General features: G+C 65.1%; 14 protein-coding genes. 8 read left to right on the top strand and 6 right to left on the bottom strand.

Annotation, left to right across the window (positions count from 1 at the left end):
• Nucleotides 1–24 precede the first annotated feature (24 nt).
• A complete protein-coding gene (gene glsA, locus A3K89_RS23795; RefSeq protein WP_068431663.1) occupies nucleotides 25–1,230 on the top strand; it encodes a glutaminase A in 1,206 nt (401 codons plus the stop codon).
• Here the strand turns inward: glsA and A3K89_RS23800 are convergent, their stop codons facing one another.
• Entirely contained in the window at nucleotides 1,231–1,845 is a 615-nt protein-coding gene (locus tag A3K89_RS23800) for an SACE_7040 family transcriptional regulator (RefSeq protein WP_068431666.1), read from the bottom strand.
• A gap of 112 nt (nucleotides 1,846–1,957) precedes the next feature.
• On the opposite strand from A3K89_RS23800, the gene A3K89_RS23805 reads away from it, so the two are divergent.
• The 7 genes from A3K89_RS23805 (at nucleotide 1,958) to A3K89_RS23835 (ending at nucleotide 8,807) form a co-directional block, all read left to right on the top strand.
• A complete protein-coding gene (locus A3K89_RS23805) occupies nucleotides 1,958–3,535 on the top strand; it encodes a carboxyl transferase domain-containing protein (protein ID WP_068431670.1) in 1,578 nt (525 codons plus the stop codon).
• Between the two features lie 8 nt (nucleotides 3,536–3,543).
• Nucleotides 3,544–5,535: an acetyl-CoA carboxylase biotin carboxylase subunit gene (locus A3K89_RS23810; RefSeq protein WP_068432050.1), complete on the top strand. Its 1,992-nt coding sequence runs from the start codon at nucleotides 3,544–3,546 to the stop codon at nucleotides 5,533–5,535.
• Between the two features lie 2 nt (nucleotides 5,536–5,537).
• Nucleotides 5,538–6,704 (top strand): acyl-CoA dehydrogenase family protein, encoded by a 1,167-nt coding sequence (locus A3K89_RS23815; protein WP_068431673.1) that lies wholly within the window; start codon nucleotides 5,538–5,540, stop codon nucleotides 6,702–6,704.
• Nucleotides 6,701–7,186, top strand: coding sequence for a MaoC family dehydratase (locus A3K89_RS23820; RefSeq protein WP_346764328.1), 486 nt, complete (start codon nucleotides 6,701–6,703; stop codon nucleotides 7,184–7,186). Before A3K89_RS23815 ends, A3K89_RS23820 begins: the two co-directional genes overlap by 4 nt.
• Nucleotides 7,183–7,995, top strand: coding sequence for an HpcH/HpaI aldolase/citrate lyase family protein (locus A3K89_RS23825; RefSeq protein WP_068431676.1), 813 nt, complete (start codon nucleotides 7,183–7,185; stop codon nucleotides 7,993–7,995). Before A3K89_RS23820 ends, A3K89_RS23825 begins: the two co-directional genes overlap by 4 nt.
• A gap of 61 nt (nucleotides 7,996–8,056) precedes the next feature.
• A complete protein-coding gene (locus A3K89_RS23830; RefSeq protein ID WP_302050745.1) occupies nucleotides 8,057–8,356 on the top strand; it encodes a WhiB family transcriptional regulator in 300 nt (99 codons plus the stop codon).
• Between the two features lies 1 nt (nucleotide 8,357).
• Nucleotides 8,358–8,807, top strand: a complete 450-nt coding sequence (locus tag A3K89_RS23835) for a MarR family winged helix-turn-helix transcriptional regulator (RefSeq protein WP_068431679.1) — start codon at nucleotides 8,358–8,360, stop codon at nucleotides 8,805–8,807.
• 12 nt (nucleotides 8,808–8,819) lie between these two features.
• Here A3K89_RS23835 and thiD read toward each other — a convergent pair whose 3' ends face one another.
• From thiD to A3K89_RS23860, 5 genes are all read right to left on the bottom strand, one after another.
• Entirely contained in the window at nucleotides 8,820–9,611 is a 792-nt protein-coding gene (gene thiD / locus A3K89_RS23840; RefSeq protein WP_068431682.1) for a bifunctional hydroxymethylpyrimidine kinase/phosphomethylpyrimidine kinase, read from the bottom strand.
• A 170-nt stretch (nucleotides 9,612–9,781) separates the two neighbouring features.
• Complete coding sequence (locus A3K89_RS23845; protein WP_068431685.1) at nucleotides 9,782–10,972, bottom strand: CaiB/BaiF CoA transferase family protein; 1,191 nt, start codon at nucleotides 10,970–10,972, stop codon at nucleotides 9,782–9,784.
• Nucleotides 10,969–12,432, bottom strand: coding sequence for a dihydroorotase (locus A3K89_RS23850; RefSeq protein WP_068431688.1), 1,464 nt, complete (start codon nucleotides 12,430–12,432; stop codon nucleotides 10,969–10,971). Before A3K89_RS23850 ends, A3K89_RS23845 begins: the two co-directional genes overlap by 4 nt.
• Before the next feature lie 29 nt (nucleotides 12,433–12,461).
• The gene (locus tag A3K89_RS23855; RefSeq protein WP_068431691.1) at nucleotides 12,462–13,817 is read right to left on the bottom strand and encodes an FAD-dependent oxidoreductase; all 1,356 of its coding nucleotides are present in this window, start codon (nucleotides 13,815–13,817) and stop codon (nucleotides 12,462–12,464) included.
• The gene (locus tag A3K89_RS23860) at nucleotides 13,814–14,446 is read right to left on the bottom strand and encodes a hypothetical protein (protein ID WP_068431693.1); all 633 of its coding nucleotides are present in this window, start codon (nucleotides 14,444–14,446) and stop codon (nucleotides 13,814–13,816) included. Before A3K89_RS23860 ends, A3K89_RS23855 begins: the two co-directional genes overlap by 4 nt.

The raw sequence follows: 14,446 nt of genomic DNA on the forward strand, positions 1-14,446 counted from the left end.
GTGTCGAACCGTTACCGTCGAGAGATGGAATCCCCCATACCCGACTATCTGGACACCGTGCTCGCCGAATGCCGATCGGTCGACGGTGGTTCGATCGAGAGCGGCAACCGCCGACTGGCTGCGGCCGATCCGGACATGTTCGGGGTCGCGATCGCCACCGTCGCAGGCACGGTCTACACCGCCGGTGACGCCGACGTCGAGTTCTCGATTCAATCGATCGCCAAGACGCTGGCGTATGCACTGGCGATTGCCGACAACGGCCTCGATGCGATGTCCGACGTCGTCGACGTCGAACCGTCCGGCGACTCGTTCAACGAGATCTCGCTCGAACCGGGATCCGGTAGACCACGCAACGCACTGATCAACGCCGGTGCACTCGCAGTACACGCGATGGTGCGTGCCGACTCGGCGCGTGAGCGCGTCGAACGTATCCGCGCGCTGCACAGTGCACTCGCGGGTCGTGAATTGTCCATCGACACAGCCGTGTACGAGTCCGAGCTCGATGCCGACGACCGCAACACCGGAATCACCCACCTGCTGAAGGCCGTCGGTGTGCTCGGAGCAGATCCCGATGAGGTCGTCGACGGCTACGCGGCGCAATGCGCCATCTCCGTCACCTGCCGCGACCTCGCCGTCATGGCCTCCGTGATGGCGAACGGTGGGCTCGAACCCGGTTCCAGTACACGACTTCTCGACCTCTCGGTCAACAGCCACGTCCTGTCCACCATGACGACGTGCGGCATGTACGACGGCACGGGAAGCTGGATCTCCACGGTCGGGATTCCGGCCAAGAGCGGAGTTTCGGGTGCGATCATCGGCGTGCTCCCCGGCCAGGTCGGCATCGCCGTGGTGTCGCCCCGCCTCAACGAGCACGGCAACAGCGTGCGCGGCGTCGCTGTCTTCGAGCGGCTCTCTCGCGATCTCGAACTGCACATGATGCACGTCTCGCCGTCGGGAATGTCCTCGCTGCGGACCGTCGACGAGAGCGACGACGCGACGGTCCTCGAATTGCAAGGAGACCTGCGCTTCGCCGGCGCCGAGTCGGTTCTCGCGCGTCTCGGAAACGGCATACCGTCGCACCACCGCATCAGGCTCGACTTCGAGCACGTGCGCGCCGTCGACGACGCCGCGAGACGATTGCTGCGCGAGGCGATGGACCGACTGCGATCGGAGGGCCACGACGTCGAGGTATCCGACCCGCACGATCTGCTAGAACCGGCCGACACGTAGTCAGTCCAGTCGAAGAGCGCCGAACACCATGTCCCGCAACAGAGGTCGAGTCTGCTTCGACGGGGATCTGCCGGCACTGTAGGGCGTCGAGTTGATCAATCCGAACACCGCGTGCGCCTTGGTCCTTGCGTCCGACTCGCCGAGTGTCGCGTCCGCGTCGCACAGCGCGGACACCCACAATTCGACGTATTCACGCTGCTTGCGTCGGACCGACCGGCGCGGCGTCTCGGGCAGAGACTCCAGATCACGGTCCTGAATTCGGATGAGCGCGGGCGAGGCGAACGCGAAGTCCAGATGGAAATCGATCAGGCGCTCCACCGTGGCGTCGCTCGGCGCATGCTCGTCGACGACGGCGCGGCCACCGTCGAGCAGGTACTGCGAAATTCCGACGAGCAGTTCGACCAGGACGGCTTCCTTGCCCGAGAAGTGCCGATAGACCGCGGGTCCGCTGATACCGACGGCCGCTCCGAGATCCTCGAGGCGCACCGACGAGAAACCGCGCTCGGCGAACAACGACGCCGCTGCCTGCAGGAGTTGCTCGCGACGCTCGGCCTTCTTCTGGTCACGGGACGTCGCGGGCTTGTCGTCGAGCCCGGGGTCGGTCGGTGTCGCCATCTGTCGTCGCCTCTCTGGACATCTCAGTTAATCGTAGTTTACTATTGCAATCAGTTATTCCCAGTTAACTGAAATCGTGTTCCGACAGACGAGACCGAGGACGCGCACCACCATGGCTATCGACACCGCTGCCAACAGGGCAGACCACGAGCTGCTGACTGCCCAGCTCTCCGAGCGGCTCGCCTTGGCGGCACTCGGCGGGAGCGAGAAATCCCGAGAGCGCCACGTCGCACGCGGCAAGCTGCTCCCCCGTGACCGCGTCGACGAACTACTGGACCCGGGCAGCCCGTTCCTCGAAATCGCTCCACTGGCCGCCAACGGTCTGTACGACGACGAATGCCCCGGTGCAGGCATGATCGCCGGCATCGGCCGCGTCTCCGGACGCGAGTGCGTCGTCGTGGCGAACGACGCAACGGTCAAGGGCGGCACCTACTACCCCATGACCGTCAAGAAGCACCTACGCGCGCAGGAGATCGCGCTGCAGAACACTCTGCCGTGCATCTACCTCGTCGACTCCGGAGGCGCATTCCTCCCCCGTCAGGACGAGGTGTTTCCCGACCGCGACCACTTCGGCCGCATCTTCTACAACCAGGCCAACTTGAGCGCCAAGGGAATTGCCCAGATTGCCGCGGTCATGGGTTCGTGCACGGCAGGTGGTGCGTACGTCCCCGCGATGAGCGACGAAGCAGTCATCGTCCGGAACCAGGGCACCATCTTCCTCGGCGGCCCGCCGCTGGTGAAAGCCGCGACCGGTGAGGTCGTCACAGCCGAGGAGCTCGGCGGCGGCGATCTGCACTCGAAGATCTCCGGAGTGACCGACCACCTCGCCGACGACGATCGCGACGCGCTGCGCCGCGTCCGGAAGATCGTCTCCACACTCGGTCCGCGCACGCCGCGCCCGTGGGACGTGATCGACGTTCGCGAACCCATTGCAGATCAGACCGAGCTCTACGACGTGGTCCCCACCGACTCCAGAACTCCGTACGACGTGCGTGAGGTCATCACCCGGGTCGTCGACGCGGGCGAGTTCGACGAGTTCAAGGCCGAATACGGCAAGACACTCGTCACCGGCTTCGCACACATTCACGGCCACCCCGTTGGGATCATCGCCAACAACGGCGTGCTGTTCGCCGAATCAGCCATGAAGGGCGCGCATTTCATCGAACTGTGCGACAAACGCAGCATTCCGCTGGTCTTTCTGCAGAACATTTCCGGATTCATGGTCGGCCGCGACTACGAAGCGGGCGGCATCGCCAAGCACGGCGCCAAGATGGTGACCGCAGTCGCGTGCGCACGGGTGCCGAAGCTGACCGTCGTCATCGGCGGGTCCTACGGTGCAGGTAACTACTCGATGTGCGGCCGCGCGTATTCCCCACGCTTTCTGTTCATGTGGCCGAACGCGCGCATCTCCGTCATGGGCGGCGAGCAGGCAGCCTCCGTCCTCGCGACCGTCCGCGGCGAACAACTCGACGCGGCAGGCACCCCGTGGACGAGTGACGACCAGGAATCGTTCAAAGCGCCCATCCGCGAGCAGTACGAAACACAGGGCAACCCCTACTATTCGACGGCTCGGCTGTGGGACGACGGCATCATCGACCCGGCAGACACCAGAACCGTTCTCGGACTTGCGTTGTCGGCATGCGCCAACGCACCGCTCGAACCGGTTTCCTACGGCGTCTTCAGGATGTGACGACACACATGACCACGCAGATCGACACCGTTCTCATCGCCAACCGTGGCGAGATCGCAGTCCGCGTCGCACGCACGTTGCGGCGCCTGGGCATTCGCTCCGTCGCCGTCTACAGCGACGCCGACGCCGACGCTCGGCACGTCGCCGAAGCCGACACGGCGATCCGGCTCGGACCGGCGAACGCGCGAGAGAGTTACCTATCCATACCGAAGGTCATCGAGGCCGCCCGGATGACCGGTGCACAGGGTATCCACCCCGGATACGGCTTCCTGTCCGAGAACGCCGAGTTCGCCTCCGCATGCGAGGCCGCCGGTATCGCGTTCCTCGGCCCGTCCGCCCGCGCGATCGAGGTGATGGGCGACAAGATCACCGCCAAGGCCGCGGTCACCGAGTTCGGTGTCCCCGTCGTCCCCGGCATCTCGCGGCCGGGCCTGACCGACGCGGATCTGATCGCGGGTGCCGCCGACGTCGGCTTTCCGGTGCTCGTCAAACCCTCCGCAGGTGGCGGCGGCAAAGGCATGCGTCTTGTCGAGCGCGCCGAAGACCTGCCTGCTGCGCTGGCGAGTGCGCGTCGGGAGGCGTCGTCGTCTTTCGGCGACGACACTCTGTTCCTCGAGCGTTTCGTGTTGCGGCCCAGGCACATCGAAGTCCAGATCCTGGCCGACACACACGGCAACGTCATCCACCTCGGCGAGCGCGAATGCAGCCTGCAGCGCCGTCACCAGAAGGTGATCGAGGAAGCGCCGTCGCCGCTTCTCGACGCCGAGACCCGCGCCCGCATCGGTGAGGCAGCCTGCAACACGGCCCGTAGCGTCGACTACACGGGTGCAGGCACCGTCGAGTTCATCGTCTCCGCCGACAGCCCCGACGAATTCTTCTTCATGGAAATGAACACCCGTCTGCAGGTCGAGCACCCGGTCACCGAAATGGTCACCGGTGAAGACCTCGTCGAATGGCAGGTGCGTATCGCGGCGGGCGAGCACCTGACACTCGCACAGGACGACGTCACGCTCACCGGACACGCCATCGAAGCGCGCGTCTACGCCGAAGATCCGGGCCGTGGGTTCCTGCCCACCGGCGGCACCGTCGTCGGACTGCGTGAACCCGTCGGCGACGGCATCCGCGTCGACTCCGGGTTGCAGGTCGGCACCGAGGTCGGCAGCAACTACGACCCGATGCTGTCCAAGGTCATCGGGTACGGCCCCGACCGCGCTGCAGCACTGCGGACGTTGGACCGTGCCTTGGCCGACACCGCAGTCCTCGGAGTCGTCACCAACATCGAGTTCGCTCGATTCCTGCTCGCCGACAACGACGTTCGAGCCGGCGCGCTCGACACCGGGCTGCTCGATCGCCGCGCCCCGGACTTCACCGCATCGGCGGCACCGGACGAAGTGCTCGTGGCGGCCGCGTCGGTGTCCTGGTTGGCGACGTGGGACAGCCGCGGCGACGATCCGTGGTCGACGCCCAGCGGCTGGCGCGTCGGCGCGCACGCGCCGTACACGGTGCGACTGAAGACCGGTGACCGTTCGGTCCACGTCGCCATCACCGGAACGCCGACGTCGGCCAAGGTGATGCTCGACGACCAGCCGCCGATGGCGTTGACCGCCGAGGCGTCGCAGAACACCGTCACCGTCGTGCTCGACGGACGGCGCGACACCATGCGGTTCGGCCACGACGGCGCCGAGACGTGGATCTCCGATTCACGTGGAACATGGGCATTGCGTCCCGTCGACGAGCCGAGCGTGCGCGAAACCGACGCGCATTCCGGCGACGCCGAGATCCTCAGCCCCATGCCCGGTTCCGTCATCGCCGTCGCAGCCGCGTCGGGCGATACGGTGACCGCGGGCAGTGCCGTCGTCGTCGTCGAAGCGATGAAGATGGAACACACGTTGACCACCCCGATCGACGGCACCGTCGAACTCGAGGTCGCCGTCGGCGATCAGGTTCGAGTCGATCAGCTCCTGGCTCGTATCGTCCCCACCGAGAAGAACGAAGGTTGATCATGACCGACTACCTGTCATCGGCCAATTTGCCCGACGAGTATCAGCAACTGGCGAAGTCGGTGAACGACTTCGCGCGTACCGTCGTCGCACCGGTCGCGGCGAAACACGATGCAGAGCACTCCTTTCCGTACGAGGTCGTTGCGGGGATGGCCGAGATGGGACTGTTCGGACTGCCGTTCCCCGAAGAATACGGCGGTATGGGCGGCGACTACTTCGCTCTCTGCCTCGCCCTCGAAGAACTCGGCAAGGTGGACCAGAGCGTCGCGATGACGCTCGAAGCCGGTGTGTCGCTCGGTGCGATGCCGGTGTTCCGATTCGGAAACGACGCCCAGAAGCAGGAATGGCTGCCGAAACTCACCAGCGGTACGGCGCTCGCCGCGTTCGGACTCACGGAACCAGGTGCAGGTAGCGACGCCGGCGGCACCAAGACCACGGCCAAGCGTGACGGCGGCGACTGGATCATCAACGGCAGCAAGCAGTTCATCACCAACTCCGGTACCGACATCACCGAGTTGGTCACCGTCACGGCAGTCACCGGGGTCGACGAGGCAACCGGCCGCAAGCAGATCTCGTCGATCCTGGTCCCGACGAACACTCCGGGTTTCGTCGCGGAACCCGCGTACGACAAGGTCGGATGGAACGCGTCGGACACGCACCCGTTGAGCTTCACCGACGTTCGAGTCCCACAGGAGAACCTGCTCGGTGAGGAAGGGCGTGGGTACGCGAACTTCCTGCACATCCTCGACGAGGGTCGCATCGCGATCGCGGCGGTGTCGGTCGGCGCGGCACAGGGATGCGTCGACGAGAGCGTCAAGTACGCGAAGGAGCGCGAGGCGTTCGGGCAGCCGATCGCGAACAATCAGGCGATCTCGTTCAAGATCGCGCGCATGGAGGCGCGTGCCCACACCGCGCGGACGGCGTACTACGACGCGGCCGCATTGATGTTGGCGGGCAAGCCGTTCAAGAAGGCCGCATCGATCGCGAAGCTCGTCGCGTCCGAGGCCGCGATGGACAACGCTCGCGACGCCACGCAGATTCACGGCGGCTACGGATTCATGAACGAGTACACCGTTGCGCGGCACTACCGCGACAGCAAGATCCTCGAGATCGGTGAGGGCACCACCGAAGTGCAGTTGATGCTCATCGCCCGGGGACTCGGGCTGTGAGCGAGAAGCGCATTCTCCAGCGCGGGTTGTGGTTCGAGGAGATGGAACTCGGGGCCGTCTACGAACATCGCCCCGGGCGCACGATCACCGAAGCCGACAACACGCTGTTCACCACCCAGACGATGAACACGCAGGCGCTCCACCTCGACGCAGCGTACGCCGAGACGACCAGTTTCGGTGAGCGACTTGTCAATTCGATGTTCACCGTGTCCACACTCGTCGGACTGTCGGTGGCACAACTGACGCAGGGCACCATCGTGGCGAATCTCGGCTTCTCCGAAGTGTCGTTCCCGAAGCCGCTGTTCCACGGCGACACCCTGTACGCGGAAACATCGATCTCGGACAAACGAGAATCCAAGTCACGCCCGGGCGAGGGCATCGTGACCTTCACGCACACCGGACGGAACCAGCACGGCGACGTCGTCGCGGTTGCCGTCCGAAAGACGTTGGTACGTATGCGACCAGAGGAGGACGCGTCGTGACGTGGACACCGCCGGGACCTGCATGGTTGTTCTGCCCCGCGGACCGGCCCGAACGCTACTCCAAGGCTGCGGATCGGGCGGACGTCGTGATTCTCGATCTCGAGGACGCCGTCGCGCCCGCGGACAAAGACGCTGCCCGGGAAGCACTCACGTCCACGCCCCTCGATCCAAAACGCACCGTCGTACGGATCAATGCGCATGGAACCGCAGACTGGACAGCCGACCTCGAAGCACTGGACAAGACCGAGTATCGCGTCGTCATGCTGCCGAAGTGCGAAGCGGTGGAGCAGGTCTCGTCGTTGGCACCTCGTGAGGTCATTGTTCTCGTCGAGTCCCCGCTCGGCGCGATCTCGGTAGCCTATTCGTTGACAGCGCAGAACGCCGTCGGCGCGATGTGGGGCGCGGAAGATCTGGTCGCCGCGCTGGGTGGCAATTCGAGCAGATTCGCCGGCGGCGGTTACCGCGACGTCGCACGGCATGTCCGGTCGCAGACATTGCTCGCGGCCAAGGCACGGGGGCTTTTCGCACTGGATTCGGTCTTTCTCGACATTCCTAACCTCGACGGCCTTCGGGAGGAATCCGACGATGCGGTGGCGGTCGGTTTCGACGGCAAGGTGGCAATCCATCCGAGCCAGGTTCCGGTGATCCGGGAAGCCTACGCACCGACCGACGAGGACATCGAGTGGGCGACACGACTCCTCGCAGCGGTTCAGGACAACCGCGGGGTGTTCACGTTCGAAGGCCTCATGGTGGATGCGCCGGTGATTCAGCAAGCACGGCGCATCGTCGCACGCGTCCCCGGCGCGTGAAGTTCTTCACAACTACTAGGACTTCCACTACTAGGATGCCCGACCATCTAAGCTGAGACTCGTGACCAGTGTTCAACCGCTGTACCCGGGTTTCGACGACCTCACGTCGTGGTCCGAGAGTGCCGCGTGCCGGAGTTCTGCCGGCGAGATGTTCTTCCCGTCGGGTGACGAGTACAGCGGGGCGTCGATCGAGGATGCCAAGCGTGTCTGTGGTCGTTGCCCCGTCACGAGGGAATGCCTGCGGCATGCGATGCTGAACGGTGAACAGCACGGCATCTGGGGTGGGCTGACGCCCTCGGAACGACGACGAACCCGGTTGCCGCGCCTCACACGCCGGCCGATCCACAGCGTCAGGAGTTGACGTGTACGGCCACGAACTAGCTCCCCCACGAGGCACCGTCGCGCTCGACCTCGCGGCGACGCTCATCCGCGTCGCGAACACCATGCGGACGCGGCTCGACGAAGTCCTGGCACGCCATCGCGTCAGCTGGGCCGGATACGAAGTTCTCGACCTCGTCTGCACCGAGGGTCCGATGACGTACCGGGCCCTCGCCCACACGCTGGACCGGCACCGCACCAGTGTCCGCAGCATCGTGGCCGGTCTGGTCGACGTAGGCCACGTGACGCGCAGTCTCGGCGGGCACCGCAGCGACGAATTCGTCGTCGAGCCGACACGACCCGGGCGTGCGGTGCACGAGCGGGCTCGTCGCGCACTGGATGCCTACGGCGGCGACCTTCTCGCCCTCGACGACCCGGGGACGATGATCGATCACCTACACGCACTCGACCGAGCTCTACGCGGTCGTCGATAGATCTGCCCGCGGTCAGCCCTGCCAGCCGACGGCGGCGAACGGCGCATTCGTCGTGATACGGCCGACGATGCCGGCGTGGGCGAAATCCTTGGCGGTCTGCACGGCGTCGCCGACAGGTGTGCCCTTCGACAATTCGGCGGTGATGGCCGCGGCGAAGATGCATCCTGCACCGGACACTCGTTCGTTGCCGATTTTCGGTGCGCGCAACACCGTCACGTCCTGACCGTCGAACAGCACGTCGACGGCTTCGTCGACGGGCAGTCCCGCACCACCCTTGACGACGACGTACTGCGGGCCGAGATCGGCGATGCGGCGGGCCGCCTCGGCCAGGTCGTCGACGGATTCGATCGTGTCCATGCCGGAGAGAGTCTGCGCCTCGAACAGGTTCGGGGTGACCACGGTCGCAAGCGGCAGGATCTCGGCCCGCAGTGCGTTGTCGGTGTCGAGTGCGGCGCCCGGTTCCTGACCCTTGCAGATCAGGACAGGGTCGACGACGACGTGACGCCAGCTCTGCTTCTTCAACGAATTCGCGACGGTCGCCACGGTCTCGGGTGTGCCGAGCATGCCGATCTTCACGACGTCGAGGTCATGAGCCGACGTCGCGGCCTCGATCTGGTCGGCGATGACCGAGCCGTCGATCGGAACGAACCGGTGGCCCCAGCCTGCTTTCGGGTCGAACGACACGATGCAGGTGACGGTTCCGACACCGTAGACCCCGAGGCGCTCGAAGGTCTTGAGGTCTGCCTGCAGACCTGCTCCTCCGGTCGCCTCCGAGCCGGCGATGACATACGACAGTGTCGACATTCGTTCCGCTCCTCTACTGCGCTTTCGTTCCCTGCGACCCCCCGCTCGAGCCGCGGGACCCCGAAGGTTCAGTATGGCAACAGCAGATGTTCACGGACGAAGGGGCTCCGCCTCGTGCGCGGGAATGTATAGCCCGCTACACATTCCCGCGCACGTGGGGCGAAGCCGCATCACACGACGCCGGACTTGTGCAACTTCTCGATCGAGTCGGCGTCACAACCCAATTCGGCGAGCACCGCGTCGGTGTCCTCCCCGTGGGCGCGCCCGGTGTGCCGGATACTTCCGGGCGAACCGCCCATCCGCCACATCACGTTCTGCATTCGGACCGGGCCGAGTTCGCGGTCCTCGACGGTGGTCACCATCCCGATCGCGTTGACCTGTGGATCGTCGAGCAATTCGCTCGGCTTGTAGACGGGGGCGACCGCTGCGCCCGCCTTCTCGAACTCCGCCACCACTTCCTCGCGCGTGCGCTCTCCGATCCATCCGCCCACGTACTCGTCGAGCAGATCGGCGTGAGCCGCACGCTGACGGCCCGTCGCGAACCACGGTTCGTCGATCACCTCGGCATGACCCACCAACGTCAGCACACGCTCGGCAATCGAGTTGGCGCTCGTGGATATCGCCAACCAATGGCCGTCGGACGTCTTGTACAAGTTCCTCGGTGCATTGTTGCTCGAACGGTTGCCCGTTCGCTCCTGGTCGATTCCCAATTGGTCCGCATAGATGATGCCCGGTCCCACTGCAGCCATGATGGGGCTCAGCAGATCCAGATCGATGACCTGCCCCTTACCGCCGTTGTTCGTCCGATGCAGGAGTGCCATCGAGACCGCCGACGAACCGGCGATGCCCGCCAGCGAGTCCGCCAGACCGAAGGCAGGCAACGTCGGTGGGCCGTCCGCGGCCCCGGTCAGATGCGCGAATCCGCTCATCGATTCGACGAGGGTTCCGAAGGCCGGCCGCGTCGAGTACGGGCCGGTTTGCCCGAAACCTGTGACGCGCAACAGGATCAGACCGGGATTCTTCTCGGAGAGCACGTCGTAGCCGAGTCCCCAACGCTCGAGCGTTCCCGGCCGAAAGTTCTCGACGACGACGTCCGCCTCGGCTGCGAGCGATTCGAAGATCTCGGCGCCTTGCTCGCTTCCGAGGTTCAACGTCATCGTCCGCTTGTTGCGGCTGATCATCGTCCACCAGAGCGGATGCCCGTCCTTGTCCAACCCGTGCCCACGCATACCGTCGGGCCGGGTCGGATGTTCGATCTTGATGACGTCGGCACCGAAGTCACCGAGGATCTGAGCGACGAGCGGACCGGCGAGGATCGTCGAGATGTCGAGGACCTTGATGCCCTCGAGCGGCCCGGTCACTTGTACGGACGGTGCAGGTAGCGGCCGGCGGGCGCACCGGACACGGCACCGTCGGCGAGGACGCGCTGTCCGCGGACGAATGTGTCGGTGACCTTGGCTCCCAGTTCGAAGCCCTCGAACGGCGTGTACTCCTGCGTCGATTCCGAGTCTTCGGGACGCACAGTCCAGGTGTGGTCGGGGTCGACGAGCGCGATGTCCGCATCCATACCGATCGCGATGTCGCCCTTGCCAGGAAGTCCGTAGCGCGACGCAGGGTTGAGCGACGTCAACTCCGCGATGCGTCGCCAGCTCAAGCCTCGTTTGCGGCCCTCGCTGACCAGGCCGGGCAGCAGGTATTCGGCGCCGCCGAATCCTGACTTCGCGGCGAAGATGTCTCCACGATCCTCGGCGAACTTCTTCTCGTCCTTGCAGCACGCGTGGTCACTGACGACCCAGTCGATGTCGCCTGCGATGAGGTGCTCCCACAACGCCTCGACGTCCTCGCGTGGGCGCAGCGGCGGGTTGACCTTCCCACCGAGTCCGTACGCGGTGTCGATGTCGGCCAGAAGGTGTCCGATCGTGACCTCACGACGGAAGTTCACGTGCGGAAACGCCTTTGCCATCCTCATCGCGGCAGTCAAAGCCTTGCGCGACGACAGGTGCAGCAGATTGATGTTGGGAAGCTGGGTCTCGTCGGCGAGGAAAGACGCGATCGTGACCGCGAGTCCCTCCGAGTGCGGCGGACGTGACGCACTGTAGGCAGCCAGACCCTGCAGGGTGCCTTCTTCTTCGACGATCTTCGTGTATGCACTCATGATCTCGGCCGTCTCGCAGTGCAGGGACAGCGAGATGTGATCTGCTTTGTCGCCCAGCTGTTCCCGGGCGGCCTGGATGCCACGCATGACGAACTCGAAGTGCGCCAGGTCGTAGCGCTCCCCTTCCGGCGTCATGAGGAATTCGCTCTGGTCGCTCGAACGCCCGTGCAGCCCGTGGCTGCCGTAGAACATGAAGATCTTGAACGACGTCACACCGTGATCGGTGATGAGCGAGGGGATTTCGGTGATGTGTTCCTTGGACATGGGCGCAAGGTGGTACGCGTAGTCGACGTAGGGCCTGCCCTCGGTTGCCTCGAGTACCGTCGGGAACACATCGGCGTAGGAACCACCCGTGTTCATGTAGTACTGACCGGTGCGCATGTAGGACAGCGACGTCGTGACGCCACCCTGCACGCAGGCGCGTGACTCGGTTTCGGCATCGTCACCGAGGGAGTTGTAGATGCCCCAATGCTGGTGCGCGTCCACGACACCGGGGAATGCCACCTTCCCCGCCGCATCGATGACGGTGTCGGCTGCGTCGGCCGGAATGTTCGCTTCGATTCGGGTGAACTTGCCGTCTTCGATCAGCAGATCGAGGAATTCGCCGTCCTCGGGAGCATCCGCGCCCGGGCGTACGACGCGTGCATTGGTGATCAACGTGGACATCGAGAGATCCTTTCGAAATGGGAGAAAAATCAGATGAAACTAGCCGCGAGATAGGCAAGTCCGAGCGCCGGGAGCAGTCCGTTGCCCGCCAGGTACCCTGCTGCTCCGTGGCCTGAGATGCCGATCGCCGCGCCACCGGACGCGAACAAACCGTCGATCGGCCGGTCGTCGGCACGCAGCACTCGTGCGTGTTCGTCGACCACGAGCCCACCTTGCGTATGGAACAGCGCAGGCACGATCTTGATGGCTGCGTACGGCGCACCCAGGACGTGCTCGAACGATGTGCGCCCGAACGGATCCCGCTCTTCTCCTCGCGCGTACCCCCGCACCGCCGCCAGTTCCTGTTCGACGGCATCGCGCGGCAAGCCTGTTGCGTCGGCGAGTTCGGCCGAGCTGTCGGCCCACGTCGCCGCGCCGGACTCCACGGTCTGACGAAAGTCGGTGAACGCCAGACACTTGTCGTAGATGGGGCGGTCGATGACGATCCAGCCCTCGGATTCACGTTGCGCTGCGAGACGAGCCGCATACTCGGAGTAGCCCGTGGTTTCGTCGCCGAAGCGGCGCCCGTCGAGATCGAGAACGATACCGCCGTGCATCACGGTTGCCCACCCGACGAGCGTCGTCGCCTTCTTCGACAACGCCGCGTGTCCCTGGTAGGCGTCGAGGTATTTCGATTTCGCGCCGAGGCGTGCACCGATGGTCAGCGCATCACCGGCCGAGTACTCACTGCCGTGGTACCGAGCCGCCGAGATTTCCGGAATGTGCTCGGACACCATGTCGGTGTTCGCGCCGTATCCGTTGGTGGCCAACAGAACTGCTCGCGTGGGAATCGATTCCGTCGTGCCGTCGGGAAGGGTCACGGTGGCTCCGTTCACCGCGCCGTCGACGTCGATGGAAATGTCCGTGAGCCGCGCAGGCACGAGTATGTCGATGCGCGGCTCGGCGTTCGCTGCACGGACGAGGTAGTCGAGCAGAATGCTGCCGTGCCTCCCCTCCACCGTGTGGCATCGGAAGCTCGAATGTCCTGGGTAGGCAAATTCGGTGACCAGCTCGAGCGGAATGCGTAGATGGTCGGCGAGCCACTCGACCAAGGGGGCGCTGACGTCGGCCAGTGCTGCAGTCAGTCGCTCGTCGGCGGTGCCCTTCGTCTTCCGCATCACGTCGTCGACGAAATTCTGCGGCGTGTCGCCGATTCGCGCATCGCGTTGCCAACGCGAGCCTGCACCCGGGATCATCGCCGTCGACATCGCAGTGTTGTTGCCGCGCTTGAAGTGTTCGCTCGCTTCGACGACGACAACATCCAAGCCACGCTCGGCCGCGCGCAGAGCGGCGACCAGACCGCCGCCGGCACCGGCCACGACGAGGTCGGGTCCGTTCTCGCTCATGCGACCGACTCGAGTTCCGAGCTCAGCCCCAGAAGACGCAATGCGGTCGCCGTCGGGTCCACGACGAGCGGCTGCCGCGGAGGGTCGACGAGTTCGACGGCCGAACACGCGTTGATCGCCACCGAGCAGGTCAGCCCACGTGCGTGCTCGATGACCGCGTCACCCCACGCGGCCGTATCCGCGATGTCGTGGACGTCCAAGCCGAGTACCTGGGTCGGATCCGCGTCCAGGCGGTAGAACGCCAGTCGCCGGTCGAGCTCGGCGGCGATCGCCGCGTTTCGGGCCAGCGCACCGAGGCGCTGTCCCTGAGACGCGTAGAACGAGGCGGTCAGACGCGACAAGCCGTAGAGCGGCACAGCGAAGTCCTCCGCTTGCTCGGCACACGGATCGAGAACGCAGTCGGGAAGGAACCCGTCGAATCCCGTCGGATCGACTGCGCGGAACGCCTCTGTCAGAACGTCTTCCGACGCCCTGATGTTGGCTTCGGTGTTCAGCGCCAACGGTGCAACCGAACCGATGTTGCGCAGCTCGACGGTGACCGACGTCGGCGCCAAGTGGTCGTACCGTTCCTGACGGCGACGCAGTTCGGCTGCGTCGACGTCGATCGGCGTGAAAGCCAGAAGGTGCAT

Origin of the sequence: Rhodococcoides kyotonense (assembly GCF_001645385.1) — a bacterium.
Taxonomy (GTDB): domain Bacteria; phylum Actinomycetota; class Actinomycetes; order Mycobacteriales; family Mycobacteriaceae; genus Rhodococcoides; species Rhodococcoides kyotonensis_B.